16 protein-coding genes are annotated in these 17,381 nt (G+C 56.2%); 13 read left to right on the top strand and 3 right to left on the bottom strand.

The annotated features are described in order from the left end of the window. Positions 1-97: 97 nt before the first annotated feature. From JXO48_00685 to JXO48_00675, 3 genes are all read right to left on the bottom strand, one after another. Positions 98-736: a response regulator transcription factor gene (locus tag JXO48_00685; GenBank protein MBN2282386.1), complete on the bottom strand. Its 639-nt coding sequence runs from the start codon at positions 734-736 to the stop codon at positions 98-100. Further along, entirely contained in the window at positions 736-2,247 is a 1,512-nt protein-coding gene (locus JXO48_00680) for a PAS domain S-box protein (GenBank protein ID MBN2282385.1), read from the bottom strand. The genes JXO48_00685 and JXO48_00680 overlap by 1 nt, the downstream gene beginning before the upstream one ends. Before the next feature lie 191 nt (positions 2,248-2,438). Beyond that, positions 2,439-3,983 carry a Fic family protein gene (locus tag JXO48_00675; protein MBN2282384.1) on the bottom strand — a complete coding sequence of 515 codons (1,545 nt, stop codon included), beginning with the start codon at positions 3,981-3,983 and terminating at the stop codon, positions 2,439-2,441. 509 nt (positions 3,984-4,492) lie between these two features. Between JXO48_00675 and JXO48_00670 the strand changes: the two genes are divergently transcribed. From JXO48_00670 to JXO48_00610, 13 genes are all read left to right on the top strand, one after another. Continuing rightward, a complete protein-coding gene (locus JXO48_00670) occupies positions 4,493-5,215 on the top strand; it encodes an enoyl-CoA hydratase/isomerase family protein (GenBank protein MBN2282383.1) in 723 nt (240 codons plus the stop codon). A gap of 89 nt (positions 5,216-5,304) precedes the next feature. Further along, a complete protein-coding gene (locus tag JXO48_00665; GenBank protein MBN2282382.1) occupies positions 5,305-5,694 on the top strand; it encodes a hypothetical protein in 390 nt (129 codons plus the stop codon). 13 nt (positions 5,695-5,707) lie between these two features. Next, positions 5,708-6,556 (top strand): alpha/beta hydrolase, encoded by an 849-nt coding sequence (locus tag JXO48_00660; GenBank protein ID MBN2282381.1) that lies wholly within the window; start codon positions 5,708-5,710, stop codon positions 6,554-6,556. 18 nt (positions 6,557-6,574) lie between these two features. Continuing rightward, complete coding sequence (locus tag JXO48_00655) at positions 6,575-7,591, top strand: hypothetical protein (GenBank protein MBN2282380.1); 1,017 nt, start codon at positions 6,575-6,577, stop codon at positions 7,589-7,591. 19 nt (positions 7,592-7,610) lie between these two features. Continuing rightward, positions 7,611-9,164, top strand: coding sequence for an AAA family ATPase (locus tag JXO48_00650; protein ID MBN2282379.1), 1,554 nt, complete (start codon positions 7,611-7,613; stop codon positions 9,162-9,164). Positions 9,165-9,403: 239 nt separating this feature from the next. Next, positions 9,404-11,128, top strand: coding sequence for a carbon starvation protein A (locus JXO48_00645; protein ID MBN2282378.1), 1,725 nt, complete (start codon positions 9,404-9,406; stop codon positions 11,126-11,128). A 75-nt stretch (positions 11,129-11,203) separates the two neighbouring features. Next, the gene (locus JXO48_00640; protein ID MBN2282377.1) at positions 11,204-11,485 is read left to right on the top strand and encodes a hypothetical protein; all 282 of its coding nucleotides are present in this window, start codon (positions 11,204-11,206) and stop codon (positions 11,483-11,485) included. Beyond that, positions 11,485-12,414 (top strand): ArsA family ATPase, encoded by a 930-nt coding sequence (locus tag JXO48_00635; protein MBN2282376.1) that lies wholly within the window; start codon positions 11,485-11,487, stop codon positions 12,412-12,414. The genes JXO48_00640 and JXO48_00635 overlap by 1 nt, the downstream gene beginning before the upstream one ends. Positions 12,415-12,423: 9 nt before the next feature. Next, on the top strand, positions 12,424-13,089 hold the full coding sequence (locus tag JXO48_00630; GenBank protein MBN2282375.1) for a hypothetical protein: 666 nt from the start codon (positions 12,424-12,426) through the stop codon (positions 13,087-13,089). Positions 13,090-13,130: 41 nt separating this feature from the next. Beyond that, positions 13,131-13,781 (top strand): hypothetical protein, encoded by a 651-nt coding sequence (locus JXO48_00625; protein MBN2282374.1) that lies wholly within the window; start codon positions 13,131-13,133, stop codon positions 13,779-13,781. A 15-nt stretch (positions 13,782-13,796) separates the two neighbouring features. After that, entirely contained in the window at positions 13,797-14,729 is a 933-nt protein-coding gene (locus JXO48_00620) for a 2-dehydropantoate 2-reductase (GenBank protein ID MBN2282373.1), read from the top strand. A gap of 77 nt (positions 14,730-14,806) precedes the next feature. Next, positions 14,807-15,919: an alanine--glyoxylate aminotransferase family protein gene (locus JXO48_00615; protein ID MBN2282372.1), complete on the top strand. Its 1,113-nt coding sequence runs from the start codon at positions 14,807-14,809 to the stop codon at positions 15,917-15,919. Positions 15,920-16,004: 85 nt separating this feature from the next. Beyond that, entirely contained in the window at positions 16,005-17,360 is a 1,356-nt protein-coding gene (locus JXO48_00610) for an amidohydrolase family protein (GenBank protein ID MBN2282371.1), read from the top strand. The last annotated feature ends 21 nt before the right edge of the window (positions 17,361-17,381 follow it).

Here is a 17,381-nt window from a genome sequence, read left to right as displayed (position 1 = left end):
TGGTCTTTTTATTATGTAAGATGGATAGCCTGATAATACTAAGAGATCACAGTGGCAGGATATAGGACTATACGTAACATCTGCATAGGTATTCGTCCTACTCGATCAGTTTGTTCTTTACTACATAGAACGTTATCTCCGCATTGTTTTTCATCTTCATTTTTTCGAGGATATGTGTCCGATAGGTACTGATCGTCTTTACGCTGAGAAACAACATCTCGGCAATTTCTTTTACTGTCTTCCCCGACCCTAACAGCAGCATGACCTGATATTCACGATCCGAGAGTGAATCGTGGAGCGGTTTCGTGGTGTCCCGATCAAGATAATAGGTAAGCTTTTCCGCGAGCGATTCGCTGACGTATCTCCCGCCATGAACGATCTTTCTTATTGCAGAGATCAGTTCGTTCGGTGCGCTCGCCTTTGTCAGATATCCCGATGCCCCTGCCCGGAAGGCCCGTACCGCATACTGCTCCTCGGGATAGATGCTGAGTATGAGAACGGGAAGCTTTTGATGTTCACTTTTGAGATCCTTCAGCACCTCAAGACCGCTTCTTCCGGGCATTGATATATCAAGCAGTATCAGGTCATAGTCTCGTTTATTTACGAGGGCCATCACCTCCTGCCCGTTACTCGCCTCGTCAGCCACTATCATGTCGTCGGTTTCTGAGATGACCTGCTTGAAGCCCTCTCGAACAATGGGATGATCGTCGGCGATCAGTATCTCTATTTTCTTCATTATTCATCTTTCCTTTCTTTCAGAGGGATATGAACCTTTACCGTGGTGCCCTTCCCCTTTTCACCGGATATTTCGGCTGTCCCTCCCAGGGCGATCGCCCGTTCCCGAATGCCCAGTAAACCGAACGAATCGGTTTTAGTTAACGCTTCTTCTCTTATTCCCTTTCCGTTGTCACGAACGACAAGGTCAATGGTTTTTTTCCTCTTCCTGATCCTCACATGGACCTTCGTCGCTTCTGCATGTCGCAATATATTGGTAAGTGTCTCCTGAAAGATACGAAAGATCGTCGTTGAAAGTTCGGCATCAAGATCAATCTCATCGGGCTCGGTAATAATGGTGCATTCTATAGCTGAACGCTTTCTGAACTCTTCCAGTTGCCACCTGATCGCGTCTATAAGACCCAGGTGATCGAGCATCCCGGGTCGGAGATCCATATAGATCCGTTTCAGCGTGTTCATCGTCATATCAACAAGCTTCACCATTGCATCCGTCTTTTGGACGAGCGCCACCTCGCTATCAGGTATCTTCCTCTGCATCATTATGAGATCGGTATTCAGTGCCGTGAGCAGTTGCCCCAATTCATCGTGAAGCTCTCGCGCAATATTCGTGCGTTCTTTCTCACGAACTGACTGAAGATTGGCGTAAAGATTCCGTAGCTGTTCCCTCGACCGTTCCAGCTCGTTTTTAGCTCTTTCACGCTCGGTAATATCTTCATAGGTAATGACGATATCTTTTTCCTTGAGACTCTCACCTATTCTCGAGGCACTGACCATACATTCGATATCGGTACCGTCCTTCCGCCGGCAGGGAAATTCTGTCAGCACCGTTTTTTGACGCTTCAGTCTCGAATAGAGACCGGCCATCTTTTCGTAATCCTCCTCCGTGCGGTAGAGAATTCTCGTGCTCTTCCCCCTCAGTTCTTCCTCATTCCATCCAAAGACCGACTGGACACCATCGTTGGCAAAGATGATCCGCCTGTCCTTCAGTCCAATGACCGCGTGGGGTATTGCCGCGAGGATCGAGGCCTCGATCGTTTCAAGCTCCTTCTGTTTCTTTCTCGATTCTACCCGCTCCGTAACCTCCATGATATTACCGAGAACGGCCTTCCTCCCTTCGTACTGAGTGGGCCGCACTATTTCCTCTATCCAGTGGATACTCCCATCCTCTGCAATCGACCTGAATTCATAGGACGAATGGCGTCTCCCGGACAGCATCTCCCTTGCATTCGCGATCACCATCTCTCGATCATCCGGGTGCACGAAGTCTATCGAATTTTGGCCAATGATGTCTTCTCTGGCATAACCGAGGAACTTTGAAGCATAATGATTGGCGAACCTGAATTTTCCATCCTGGACGATATAGATGCCTGCACGGACGATATTCTCCAGGGCGCTGTAAAAGCCCTCCTCGATATCCCGATCCCTCAGGACCTCTTCATATTCGGCTATCTTTCGGTGGGCCTCTTTCAGCTCAGCTATCAGCGATTCTTTTTCCCTGTCTATCTTTTCCATTTCTCGCTACAGATCATTTTTCCTTTCATCGCGTTCCAGGCAATCGAGAGAAAACGTTTTTAGATCATCATAAGTACTGCTGGTATTCCGGGGACACAATACTGAATGTCTTCCGGGGACACAATACTTAATTTTTGTCCAGGGGGATCATTAACTGAATAAATACCCTGATTATTCTGCGTGTAGAAAAATTAAGTATTGTGTCCCCGGAATAAAGAAGTTTTGCTACCGTAAGAGTCCTGAACGGCCTGTTCCATGCGATGGATTTCATCATCCGACAGGGAATCAAAGGGGTTTGCACGTTTCCTTTCTGAGATCCGGCAATTGTTCTGCAAGCAGAGCCGGATGAAGAGGTCGATCTGACGGTCCGGCAGGTCCACGATCTCCTGGATAGCCCTTTTGGTCTCATCATAGTTGGTCAAGAACATCAATTCATGGGCAAGTTCTGTATCGATTGTCTGCTCGATGAACTCAAAGAGCGACTCGGCCTGGGGTGTCATATCGATATAGCGGTACCACCTGGCCGTATCATTATGTACGGCCATGCGGCCTTCTTCGTTGAGCGAGTATTCCACCAGGGTCATGAGTGGCCGGGAGAACGCTTCGAGAGAATCGTTATAGTTGGCAACGTTTTTGAGCATTGCCGCAGATATGGGAAACATGATTCCCTCGGGCGTAAACCCTTGCCGGGCAAGTATATTGTGAATCAGGAAGCGGTGGATTCGGCCATTGCCGTCCTCGAACGGGTGCAGAAAAACGAATCCGTAGGCGATGGCGGCGGCGTGAATCACGGCGGATACCTTACCTGCGTCCATGCGATCGTGGGCCGCTGTCAGGCCTTCCATGAGGCCGTTCAGGTCTTCCGGTTTCGGACATACAAAATGGATCTTTTCGTTTTGCCAGGCGATCGTCTCACCGACATAATTCTGGCTCGATCGATAATCAGATTCAGAGAACCGTGCATCAACAATGCGATTTTGCAGTTCGATCAAATTCGTTTTCTTGCAGAAGTCTTTGCTTTCCGCCAGATGAAGAAGCGTTACAAAGCGTTCGGTCCGTTGCGAACCGGGCGTGATGTGTTCGATCTCAAAGGATGATTTCGTCTCCTTGGTGTAGAGGTAGCCGAGCGCCCGTTTTAATAATTCCGGGGAGTATTTAGACACGACTCGCTGACAGCGCCTGGAAAGGTCGGCCGCTTCGAAGTTGCGAAGTAAGGTAGTACGGCGAATCATCGGGCAGAATCTACGATCGCCCGGCAAGTTATCGTTAATCCGCTGACGGCGGATCTGGCGGCTTGGGGTAACCGCATAATATTTATCAGGATCGATAAGATCGATATAGTTTCCGCGTTTCACGTCATCCAGCGGGAGAGTTTTACCTGTCAGGAACTCGTACAGGAACCACAACCGCCTGGCGTACTTACCGGTCGGTTTGGACCGGACATATTCGAGGAGATCTTTCTCGGATGCTTTCATAAAAAGGCTGGTGAGTATCGCGAGATTAGTACCGTCGTACTTGAGCGCAAACTCGAGGTGACCGCCCAGGGTATCCCCCGGCCAGTACTTGGACGGGTAAACTTCTTCGATCAGTCCCTCGTTTGAGTAAATACGGTGGGTTCCAGTGATCGCGACAAAGGATTTGTGCCAGTTCGGGATAACGTCGAGGTCATATTGCTTGACAAGTGCCGCATACCCTGCAAGTTTGTGTATCGATGTGTCCTGCCTGTTTTCAGCCATGGCATCCCCCGGAAAAATGATTACAATGTGAGAATTATAGTTACAATCAATGCAATGTCAAGAAAAATACTTACAAAGGGGGTACACATCATTATTTATTGACCGTGTAAGAAAAATAGTTACAGCCCTCGAAAAAGAATTATAAAACGGCTTCTCGCATAAAATATTGTTACGGCAGGCAAATTAGTCTATTCCGGGGACACGATACTTAATTTTTGTTCAGGGGAATCATTACGTGAACAAATACCCGGATCACCCTGCGTATAGAAAAATTACGTATTGTGTCGCCGGAATACGGATTAACATGTCTTGAAAACTGATGGGCTTTTACGGTATAGAAACCGGTATCTCCCCGGGGGTGCCGTACATCGGTATGGCGTCGTTGCCCTGAAGGCAACGAATATCTCAACTTCCAGCAGCATACAGATGCCGGATCAAGTCCGGCATGACAATTGAAAAATGGACTGGATCTCAGTCAGGTTCGGGACGACAGATGAAAGAGAGGATACATGACGGATTTTTCCTACACCATTGACGACGGCATCGCCCTGCTCACCATGGCGCGCGGAGAGAATCGCTTCAACCCGGATTTCCTGCACAAGCTCAATGACATCCTGGACCGTATCGAGGCCGATGATGATGTCCAGGTGCTCGTGGCGACATCGGCCCACCCGAAGATATTCTGCAACGGGATCGACCTTGAATGGGTGGTCCCCGTGCTCCGGGCCAGGGATACTAAAGCCTTCTATGCCTACCTGGCCGACATGAACGCCCTCATGAAGCGCATTACGCTGTTCCCTATGCCCACCGTCGCGGCCGTCAACGGACACGCCTTCGCCGGCGGTGCCGTTCTGTGCTGCTGTTTCGATTTCCGGTTCATGCGAACGGGCCAGGGGTTTTTCTCGATTCCCGAGGTCGATGTGGGGGTCCCCTTTCTCCCCGGGATGATCGCTGTCCTCAAAAAGGCCATGCCCGTCTCGACGCTTGAGGAACTGCAGTACACGGGCAAACGGATGACCGCCGAGGAAGGCGTGGCCCGCGGTCTCATCCACACGGCCTGTCCCCCGGAGAGCCTCATCGACGAGGCGATGGCCTTTGCACGGACCCTTCGCAAGCGCCGCGACGTCATTGCCGAGATGAAAGACGTCATGTACCGGGACGTAGTGCAGACCATCGACGTGGAGGACCCCAAGAAGATCGCCGCCGGCTGGCACCGGTGGTTCATCAAGTAAGAAAGGCACGTCCGGAATTGCGTGCAAACCAGTGAGATTCCCCGCGGCGGATGCTCGCGGGACACCATGCGTATCAGCAGGAGGTGGATATGGAACTCATCGACAGGCAACGATTCATGGACATGGTCAATGGCGATCGGGAGTTTGCCATCGTGGCCCGGTACTGGAACGCGATCCTGCGCTTCGACGCGGGAGGCGACAAATGCCTGGTCACGATCACCGAGGGAAAGGTCACCGATATCGATCCGGACCCTGACATGATGGAGGACTGGAACTTCGACTTCTTCATCACCGCCCCGGACGATGAATGGGAACAGTTGCTCGACCCCGCTCCGCGGCCTTTTTACCAGGCCCTTCTGCCGGCGGTCATGCTCCACGGGTTCGATCACGGCGGAGATTTTGAGATGTTCTGCGCCTACTACCGGGCCTTTTCCCGCATGATAGAGATCATGCGGCTCTGCCGCCCCGCGGCATCGTGAGAGGAGGGAGACCATGGCACGATTCGACGACATGACCGGACGGTACGTCTATCTCACCATCGACGGCATCGAATACCGGGTGTACTACGAGGAAAACGGCCGCGGCATCCCCCTGCTGCTCCAGCATACGGCGGGTTCCGACGGACGGCTCTGGCGGCATCTCCTCGCCGACCGGGAAGTGGCCCAGGATTTCAGGATGTTCGCCTATGATATTCCCTTTCATGGGAAATCGCTTCCGCCCGACGGCAGCCGGTGGTGGGAGAAGGAATACAAGCTCACTCAGGACTTTCTCATGAAGTTCGTCGTAACCCTGAGCCATGAGCTGGAACTGGAACGTCCTGTTTACATGGGATGCTCCATCGGCGGGCACCTCGCGCCCGACCTCGCCCTGTACTACCCCGACGAGTTCCGGGCCGTCATCGGCATCGAGTCGGCCCATTACACGCCCGGCCTGAACCAGAAATGGCTCGACCATCCGCGGATCAACAGCCGGTTCAACAGCCATATCGCCTACGACATGATGGGACCCGCCTCGCCGGAGGAGCGGAAGCGGGAGACCTGCTGGTGTTACAGCCAGGGGGGGCCGGGAGTCGTGAAGGGTTGCCTCAATTACCACAGCGTGGAGCACAACCTCATAGACCAGGCCGACAGGATCGACACATCGAAAACGGCCGTGTATCTCCTGACGGGGGAATATGACTTCAGCTGCCCGCCCATGATCAGCGAGATGCTCGCCAACGACATCGAGGGGGCGAAGTTCCAGGTCATCGAGGGCATGGGGCATTTCCCCATGAGCGAGGACCCGGTCCGATTCAGGGAATATATTCTGCCGGTGCTGAGAGAGATAAAAGAAACACGTTGAGAACGAGGGGGGGATGACATGAACACGGAATTTCATTTTTACATCACGGGGCTCATCGCCCACGCCGCGGGGTTCTCCACGGACGAGGCGAAGACCATCGCCACGGCCTCTGAATTCGTCGATGAGAATGACATGCTCTTCACGATCGAGGACCGCGAAGGCGGTGACCCCTATGAAGTGTACATCTCGCAGACGATGAACATCCTGAAGCCGAAGCGCAAGCTCATGCGGATCTACCCGATCTTCCATTTTGTTCCCGGCGATCCCCTGTGCGACAGCGCCTGCCGCGGCGATGGCAAGATGCACCGGCTCAACACGACGCCCGACAATGAGAACGCGAACACCCTGATGGACGCGGCATGGAAGGCGCCGGAAGACGTCCGGCTCCACCGGGTCGGCGTGGCGACCCACGCCTACACCGACACCTGGGCCCATCAGAATTTTGTGGGATGGTTCGACTATTTCAACAATATCGGCATCGATCCGAAACCCGACATCGGCCACGCCGACGCCGAGCATCATCCCGACTGGGTGTCACACCGCTGGGAGGACACGCGCCTCGTGGAGGGCATGGTGGACAACAACGAGCGATTCCTGGCCGCCGGCGAAGCGCTGTACGGGAAATACCGTTCCTTCCTGAAAGGGCGGAAGCGCGGGGCGAAACTGTCGTGGAGAAAGCTCCGCGTGAAACTGCTCGACGCCACGGGGCCCTCGCGCTCCGGTTCGGAGAACTGGGGCAGGGAAAAGCGCGTGGAGAACTACAAGGCGCTCGCGCCGTGGCTGGGAGAGTTCGACGAGGACGAGTGGTTCGAGGCGGCCTTTGAGACGGACGTCCGCGGCCTGCCGGACCGCCGGTTCGGGCTTGCGTCCACGTTCTCTCTCATGAAGGACCGCTACCTCTGGCGAGAGGACGTGGAGAGGGAAGATACGGACTGGTTCCGTTTCCAGGAAGCTGTAAAGGCCCACCAGCGGGACGCCCTCGAACTGCTCAGGCCGACCTTTGATAAAATGGGCGTCGACCTGCATCAGCACTGAGGGGGCCTACGGGATAGCCATGTGCGCGATCGAGCTCAATCCACAGTTCCTGAAAGCCCTCGACCTGATGGAGAAAACCGACCGCCCCGTCCTTGTCACCGGCAGGGCGGGGACCGGCAAGTCCACCCTTCTGGACTACTTCCGCGGCACCACGGAGAAACGGGCCGTTTTTCTCGCGCCGACGGGCGTGGCCGCCGTGAACATCCGGGGGCAGACGATCCACTCCTTCTTCGGTTTCAAGCCCGATGTGACCCCGTCGTCGATCAGGAAGACCCGCGACGAAGGGCGGAAGAATCTCTTCCGGAAGCTCCGGACGATCGTCATCGACGAAGTCTCCATGGTGCGGGCGGACCTGCTGGATTGCGTGGAACGCTTCCTGCGGCTCAACGGCCCCGAGGAAGGCAGCCCCTTCGGCGGCGTGCAGATGATCTTCATCGGCGATATGTACCAGCTTCCGCCCGTCGTCACCAGCCGCGAAAAGGAGTTGTTCCGCGAGCACTACAAAAGCCCCTATTTCTTCAGCGCGCGGGCCATGGAAGGCCTTGACATGGCCTTTGTGGAACTGGAGAAGATCTACCGCCAGACCGATGACGCCTTCATCGGCATTCTCAACGCCATCCGGAACCGGACCGTCACCGACGAGGAGCTTGCCGTCCTCAACCGCCGCTGCGATCCCGATTTCGTCGCTCCGGCGCGGGAATTCTATATCCACCTGACCAGCACGAACGATCTCGCCGACAGGGTCAACGAGGAGCACCTGGGAAGGCTCCGCGGCAAAACCCGGTCCTTCGACGGGTTCGTGCAGGGCGATTTCGGCGGGGAGTACCTGCCAACGGCCCATACGTTGCGGCTGAAGAAGAACGCCCAGATCATGATGCTGAACAACGACACCTACGGGCGCTGGATCAACGGGACCATCGGACGGGTGAAGGGGTTTTCAACGAACGAGGATGATGAAGATGTCATTCTTGCAAAACTCGACAACGGACTGGACGTCGAGATCGAACCCTACACCTGGGAGATCTACCGTTTCTTTCTGAAGGGCGGCGAGCTCGCCTCGGAACCCGTCGGCTCGTTCACCCAGTTCCCGCTGCGTCTCGCCTTTGCCGTAACGATCCACAAAAGCCAGGGGAAGACCTTCCACCACGCCGTCATCGACGTGGGCCGGGGCACCTTCGCCCACGGGCAGATGTACGTGGCCCTGTCACGGTGCACGAGCCTTGAGGGCATCGTCCTCAAGCAGCCCGTCCAGAAGCGCCACATCCTGATGGACTGGGAGGTCGTGCGTTTTTTGACGGGCTACCAGTACGCGCAGGCGGAAACCTTGCTGCCCCGGGAAGAGAAGATACGCCGCATCGAGCAGGCCATCGCGCGGGGAACCACCCTTGACATCGTCTACCTCAAATCGAAGGATGAAAAGAGCCGCCGGACGGTGCGGCCCCTTTCCGTCGGCCCCCGCGTCTACAAGGGCCATTCCTTCCTGGCGATGGAAGCATACTGCCTTCAGCGCTGTTCGGACCGGGTCTTCAACGTCGACCGGATACTGGAAATGACGATCAGCACACCATCCTGAACCATTTTGTGAGAAAAAAATTTGACTTTCGGTCCTCCGGCGAGTACCATCCAATGAATTCATTATAAAAATAATCAAAATCTTTCTTATATTGTTCAGGTTTTCAAAGAATCTCAGTTTCAATACATATGTATTATCAAAACATCTCTCCCATTCCGGGAGAGCACATATAGTCTTCGTGTGAGCGGGAATTGTTGGTTTTTTCATCAATAACTCCAGACATATAAAGGAGGAGAGAGATGACGACATTAATCATTGTTCTCGGTTTCGCGATCTATCTGATCCTGTATTTCACCTATGGAAAAAAGCTTGAAAGTGACGTGGTGATGGCCACCGATGTCAATGAAGCCCCGTCAAAGCGGCTCTATGACGGGGTGGACTACATATCGGCCCGCAAGGAGGTGCTCTTCGGCCACCACTTCGCGTCGATCGCCGGCGCGGCGCCGATCATCGGACCGGCGCTGGCAATGTGCTGGGGCTGGGCCCCGGCCCTCCTCTGGGTGTGGTTCGGCAATATCTTCATCGGCGCCGTCCATGACTACCTGGCGCTCATGGCATCGGTCCGCTACGATGGAAAATCCATCCAGTTCGTCGCGACGGACCTCATGGGCAAGAGAACGGGCTATGCCTTCTACTGGATCGTGTTCTTTCTCCTGATCCTGGTCGTGGCCGCCTTCGCCGCCATCGTGGGCCGCATGTTCGTCAGTACGCCGGCAATCGCCTCCGCCTATGTATGGAAGATAGTGGCGGCGCTCATCCTCGGCGTTCTGCTCTACCGGGTCAAGCTGAACTTCGTCGTGGCCACCATTATCGGCATTCTCATGCTGGCCGGCGCCATCTGGCTCGGTACGGTGACGCCCATTCCCGCGACCTACGGGACATGGATGTGGGTGTTCTTCTTCTACATCATCATCGCCGCGGCCATTCCCGTGAACATTCTGCTGCAGCCCCGTGATTACCTGAACTCCTGGCTCCTCTATGCAGGACTGGTCGTAGGATTCATCGCGGCCATCTTCGCCTTCAGGGGATTCGAGGTCCCGGCCTTTTCAAGTTTCTCACCCGTTCTCCTGGGCGGGAAGGCAACGCCCTTCTGGCCGGCGATCCCGCTGGTCATCGCCTGCGGTTCTCTCTCGGGGTTCCATTCACTGGTGGCCTCTGGTACCACGTCAAAGCAGCTCGATAAGGAAACCGACGCCCTCTTCGTCGGATACGGCAGCATGTTCACCGAGGGATTTCTGTCCACGGTCGTTATCGTGTCCATTGCCGGGTTCGGGTACACGGCACTGATGAACGCGGGGGTCACCACGGAAGCCCTCAATCCCGGAAACTGGGGGGCCGCGTTCACCAAAGTTTCGGCGGGTGCGAAGCTCTCGGCGGCGAACCTCTTTGTCCAGTCTTACGCTGATATGGTGAACGCCACGTGGCTGAGCGTGATACCGACGCAGTTCGTCAAGGTCCTCGCCGGCATGTGGGTCGCCTCGTTCGCCATGACGACCCTTGATACGACGAACCGGCTGGCCCGTTACTGCATCTCGGAAATGGTCGCTCCTTTCAAGGAGACCTCGCCGGCATTCTTCAATCTCCTGACCAACCGCTGGATCGCCTCGACCATTCCCGCCGCCATCGGCGTCTACCTGGCCGCCAGCGGCAACTGGCTGATCATCTGGGGATCCTTCGGCGCGGCGAACCAGCTCATCGCCTCCATCGCCCTGATGACCGGCGCGGCCTTCGTTGCGAAAAAGATGAAATCCAGCTTCGCCAGCGCCGCGGTCATCCCGGCCTGGCTGCTGTGGATCACCGTCACCTGCGCCCTGATCTGGTTCATCATCTTTGTCCAGCCCGATGCCATCACGGCAAAACCGGTACCGGGATGGACGGTCATGATCATCCTGGTGATCATGTTCGTCATGAACTTCATCTTCATCTACGACTTTGTGAAGACCAAGGCATACAAGGTAGAATAAGACACGTATGAGAGAACGGCGCGGCCGGCGCTCGCGATTGCGGGCAGCCGGCCGTGCTGATTTGAGGCGGCTTGAATGGTACGTTCGTTCCTGCGATCAGTGTGGCGGTTCCTGTCCGGCATGGGTGCCTTGCACCGCGAAAACGTCGTGGCCCTGACCATCGTTGAGGTGGAGGAGCTGGAGAACATATTCGCCCTCCTGCTCCTCGGTTCATTCGTCGGTCTGCCGTCACCGCCGACCTTCCTGGCCGTGGAACTTCTGCCTTTCATGCAGAAGGAGCTCGAGGTCATGAACCGGCGGGCACGGGACAGCGGTGACATGCTCGCCGAATTGTGCGGCACCCTCGGTATCGATTAATGAAGATCATCTTTTTCACCGGGAAGGGCGGCGTGGGGAAATCCACCATGTCCGCGGCGGCGGCCTGGCAACTGTCGAAAGATCACCGCGTCCTCATCGTCTCGCTGGACCCCGCCCACAACCTGGGCGACGTCTTCAACGTCTCACTGAACGACAGGAAGCGCAAATACACGGATACCCTCTTTCTCCAGGAAGTGGACCTCCAGAAGCTTTCCCGGGACTATCTCAAGCGGGAGATCGACGTTCTCTCGGGGACCTACCGGTACCTGCAGACGCTGAACCTCGACAACTATTTTTCCGTGCTCAAGTACTCGCCCGGCATCGAGGAATACGCGCTCCTGACAAGCATCGAGAATATTATACGGCAGGAAACATCCTTTGATTTCATTGTCTTCGACACGCCGCCCACGGGGCTGACGCTCCGGTTCCTCGCGCTCCCCCGGGTCACGATCACCTGGATCGAGCGGCTCATTCAGATCAGGCGGGCGATCATTGAAAAGCGCTATACTATACACCGTCTCAGGGGCGCCCTGGACACGGAGGAAACGGTCCTTTCCTACCGTGAAGACGACGATGACGCGCTGCGCCGCCTGAAAAAACTGGAAGCGAACTATCAGGGATTGAATAAAATCCTCCAGGGTGATACATGTTCCGTAATTCTCGTCTGCAATCCCGATCTGCTGTCACTGAAGGAATCGCAGCGCCTGATCAGCGGCCTTGACGATCTGAACCTCCCGCTGCGGGCCATCATCGACAACAAGGTGACCGGGGAGAACGGCGAGATGGCGGAATACGTGGAGAAAGAGCTGCAAACCCGGGCGGCCCGGATCCCGGTACAGCAGGTCAGGCTTTCCCGGGAACTGATGGAAAAGAGGAACGACCGTCTCTTCGACATCGAGGAAGACCTGACACATCTCGTCAACCCATAGAACGATGCCATGTTCAAATACGAACTCATCCTGACACAGCCGGTCTTTTTTCTCTTTGTTGCCTTTTCCTTCATGCTTACGGCGGGATACTTCTGGGGAAGGCGGCGGAACCGGAAGATATTTCTCTCGGCATTGCAGGACCTGGTTGACGTGGTCCGGCCCGATGATCAGACATTTACCAATATCGGGGGTGCCATCGGATACCATGCCAACCTCTACGTAAAAAAGAAGGGCGCGCCCTTTTCACGGGTGGATGCCACCATTACCATGCTCCCGCGGCATTCCTGGCTCTACCTGCCGCTCTCAAAGCTGATCCGGAAGTACGACCGCCTGTTCATCACCCTGTACCTGAAGCGAAAACCCCTGGAGGAGCTGCACCTGATCGAAAAGGGGTATAACGGGTTCAGGGGAACAAAGATAAGCAACGCCGACCGATTGCAGAAGGAATCGATCCACTGGGGTGACTACGACTTCTTCCTTTTTTACCAGAGCGCCGCGGGACGCGACGCATTGCTGAGATTCGCTCAGGAATATCCCGATCCGGGCATCATACGGCACATCGCCATCGTACCGGAAGAGAAGAAGGGATTCGTCTTCATGATACCGAAGCCGCCGCTGGTCAAGCAGTTCTTCGCGCCGATCTACCGCTGGATGCCGACACTCGCCGAAAAGTAAAGAACCTCTCGGGAAAACAGCCCCTATGAATTCAGGGTGACATGGAACATTCGTCTTTTCCCATTTTACTGGCGGTCCTGCTCCTGGGGGCATTGATCGGCTTCGGGTACACCCGGGGCAAACGGAACAACCGGAGTATCTATCTCTCGGCGTTCCGGGACCTGGAGAAGCTCTTCAGACCGGACGACCGGACATATACCGCTATCGGCGGCCTCGTGGGACATCACGCGAACTTTCGTTTCGACCGCCGGGAACCGTTCTTTGAGATCGACGCCACCATCACCCTTCTGCCCCGCCACACCCCGCTCTATCTTCCGATATCAAAAATGACCATGAAGAACGATCGGTTGTATGTTACTCTCTACATGCGCTATCCGCCGCCCTGTGAAGGCCATCTCATAGAAAAAGGACACGCGGCCTCCCGGGGTGCCGCCATTACCCATGAACACCGGCTTGACAGAGAAGAGGTCCGGTGGGGGGAGTTGGTGTTCTACCTGTATTACGAGCGGATGAAAATGCGGGAGCTGTTTCTCGCGTTCATGCGGGAGAACCCCGATCCCCGCACCATCCGCCATATCGCCGTCACCGCCGACGAACGGCGTGCATACATATACCTGATACCCGAACGGGGAACCGTCGCCGGGGTGATCGAACCGGTCCACCGGTTCTTCGAATCGGTTTTCACACAATAAGAAAGGGAAGCACGCATGAGAACAGCGATCATCGGTATCGGAGGAGTGGGAGGATTTTACGGAGGGAAGCTTTCCCGATATTACGAGCGATCCCCGGAACACGAGGTCTTCTTTATCGCCAGGGGAACCCATCTTGACACCATACGGAAAGAGGGTTTGACGCTCATCACGCCCAGCGAACGCTTCGTAACGCGCCCGGCCCGTGCGACCGACAGGACCGAAGAACTGGGCTCCCTTGACCTGGTCCTGGTCTGTGTCAAGGAATACGGCCTCGATGAGGCGGCCCGGATGCTGATACCCGCTATTCAGGAAACAACCGTCGTCATTCCCCTGCTGAACGGCGTCGATAACGTGGAGCGCCTCGGGCGGCTGCTGCCGTGGGGAACTCTTCTCAACGGATGCGTGTATATCAGCAGCCACCTTGAAGGGCCGGGGATCGTCAGCCAGAAGGGCGGCTCCGCCAAGCTCTTTTTCGGCCCTGAAGATACCGGGGGTAAAGCATACGGGTACATCGAGGACTTCCTCAGGAACGCCGGCATTGACGCGACCCTCGCGGCTCCCGTCACGACCGAGGTATGGACGAAATTCATCTTCATCGGCCCGGTGGCCGCCGTTACCGCCCTGCACCGGCTGACGCTCGGCGACCTGGAGCGGAGCGAGGAGCACCGGCACCTGCTGGAGGGTATGATGCGTGAAGTGGAGGAGATCGCCCGGGCAAAAGCCATCGCCCTTCCCAGTAACATCGTTCAGGGATCATTGCAGAAAGTGAGCGCGTTCCCGCCGGGGACAAAAACATCCCTGCTGGTCGACAGAGAACAGGGGCGGCCGCTTGAGCTGGAAACGTTCGTCGGATACATCGTGCGGGCGGGGCAGGCGCTGGGGATCGAAACACCTCTTCACGACACCGTCTACGCCGCGTTCACCGATCCGGCAAGGGCCATCCTGTAAGAGGAAGCCGTCCTGCCGTGAACGGCGGGAATGGACGATCGAGAAACAGGAATAAACTTGAGAAAGGAGAGAGCAGCATGAGCGGATCCCCTTCAACCCTTACGGTGCCCCACCGCATTTTGATGGGCCCCGGACCCAGCGATACACCGCCGGAGGTGCTCCGGGCGCTTTCACTGCCGACCCTCGGACATCTCGATCCGGCTTTCCTCGGCATCATGGACGAGGTAAAGGAAATGCTCCGCACCGTCTTTCTCACCGATAACGAGTTCGCCATCCCTATTTCGGGAACGGGGAGCGCGGGCATGGAGACGGCGCTGGTGAACATGATAGAGCCCGGGGACCGGGTCATCGTCTGCGTCAGCGGCGTGTTCGGCCGGCGGATGTGCGACATTGTCGAGCGCTGCGGCGGCGTGCTCAAGCAGATCGAGGTCGAATGGGGAACACCGGTCGACCCGGAGGTGGTCGCGCGGGCTTTCGAGGAATTTTCCGCGCAGGTCCTGTGTATCGTTCACGCCGAAACATCGACGGGCGTCCTCCAGCCCATGGAAGAAATATCAGCGATCACGAAGTCCCACCAGGCGCTCCTGGTGATGGATGCCGTCACCTCCCTGGGCGGCGCGCCGGTCCGGACCGATGAATGGTCCGTCGACGTCTGCTACTCGGGAACGCAGAAATGCCTGAGCTGCCCGCCGGGCCTGGCACCGATCACCTTCAGCTCCCGGGCACTCGACAAGCTCAGGAGCCGGTCCCATCGGGTGCCGTCATGGTATCTCGACATGACGATGGTGGAAAAATACTGGGGGCCGGAACGGGTCTACCACCATACGGCGCCGATCAACATGATATACGCGCTGCGCGAAGCGCTCCGCCTCGCCATCGAAGAAGGTCTCGAGGCCCGGTGGGAGCGGCACCGTGCCCTGCACAGCGAGCTCGTCGCCGGCATCGAGGCCCTGGGTCTGGAGATGCTGGTGGAAAAACCCTATCGCGCACCCATGCTCAACGCCGTCAGGGTCCCCGACGGCGTCGACGAAGCACTCCTGCGACGCCGCCTGCTCGAGGAATACGAGATCGAGATCGGCAGCGGCCTGGGACCATTGAAAGGAAAGATATGGCGCGTCGGTCTCATGGGTTACTCCTGTAAACGGGAGAACGTGTCCCTCTTTCTCGATGCACTGAAAAAACTATTGTGACACGGGACAGACCGGCGACCCGAAATACTGCGGGACAAACGGCTTTATCGGCGGCCGGTGATACCGAAGCCGCGGGGAGGGAACCATGGCGGACAAAAAACGTATACTGTATCATGGGATGAAGCTGTTCACCGGTGTAAGCGATACGCTGGAGGACAACAAGCTTATCGTCACGAGGGGAGACCGTATCGATACGATCACGGATGACGGGGCGATCGACCGCTTCCCCGATTGCACACGGATCGATCTCAAGGGGAAAACCGTTCTCCCCGGATTGATCGACGCCCATATTCACATGACCGTTCCCTTTATCATGAAGGTGACCCTGAAGGGCCTCCTGCAGATGAACCGGCAGGTGGGTATGAACTTCGCCAACTGCGTCAGGTACGGGGTGACCACCGTGCGTGACGTCGCGGCCTTTCCGAAAAAGATCCTGAAATGGCGGGAGCGCATAGATGAAGGCCAGGCGGTGGGTCCCCGGATACTGACGGCCCTGTCGTTCATCACGAGCTCGACGGGGGTCCCTGAAATGGCGCCGACCCTGAACCCCATCGAGTCGATCATCACCGGCGGCCAGTTCGCCGAGCGATTGAGCACGCCGGAAGAGGTCACCACCGTAGCCCATGGTCTCGTTAACGAGGGAGCAGACCTGCTGAAAACGCAGTACTCGGAAAATTCGTTTCTCTTTCACGGAAAACTGCCGAACCTCTCCGACGAGTGCTTCGCGGCTCTCGTGGAGGCCGGCAGGGAACGGCATGTACCCGTTGCCATGCATCACACGGAGCGGGCCGGTTTTCTGAAGGGTATTGAGATGGGTGTCGATACCCTGGAGCACTGTGCAATGGATGAACTGGCGGACGAGGACATCGAGCGGTTCTTTTCAGCGGGCATGGCCGTTATTCCCACTATCAAGGCCTTTGGAGACTATCTCGAAATCCCCGAGATCCTGAACTTTCTTCACAGTGAGGGAGCGAAAGACCTTCTCTCGGAACCTTTTCGACAATCCGTTGAGGGGGTGGAAGTGCTTCTGAAACACCCCTATCCCCCGCCGGATCACCAAAAACAGTTCTATCCCGACGTGGAATTCTTTAAAGCGGGGTATCCCATTGCGATGAAGAACATTGAAAAGATCAAAAAGGCCGGCGGCACCATCGGCGTCGGCACCGACTGCTGCGGCACGGGATTGAGCTTCTTCGGCAGTTACTGGAAAGAACTGCGGCACCTGACCCGGGCCGGTTTTACGAACGCTGAAGCATTGAAAGCGGCCACGGCGGTGAACGCAAAAATTCTCCGCATGGATGACCGCATCGGTACCATCGAGGAGGGGAAATACGCCGATCTCACCGTCGTCGAGGGAGATCCGCTCAAAGACATCCAGGCCGTGCAGCAGGTCGCCATGGTCGTGAAAGGCGGCACCGCTATGCCTGTATCCTCACATTAGATACAGAGAGGAACCACGCGA

The sequence above is a fragment of the Deltaproteobacteria bacterium genome, from assembly GCA_016933965.1.
Lineage (GTDB): Bacteria > Desulfobacterota > Syntrophia > Syntrophales > UBA2210 > JAFGTS01.
This window is presented reverse-complemented; position numbering and strand designations above follow the sequence as displayed.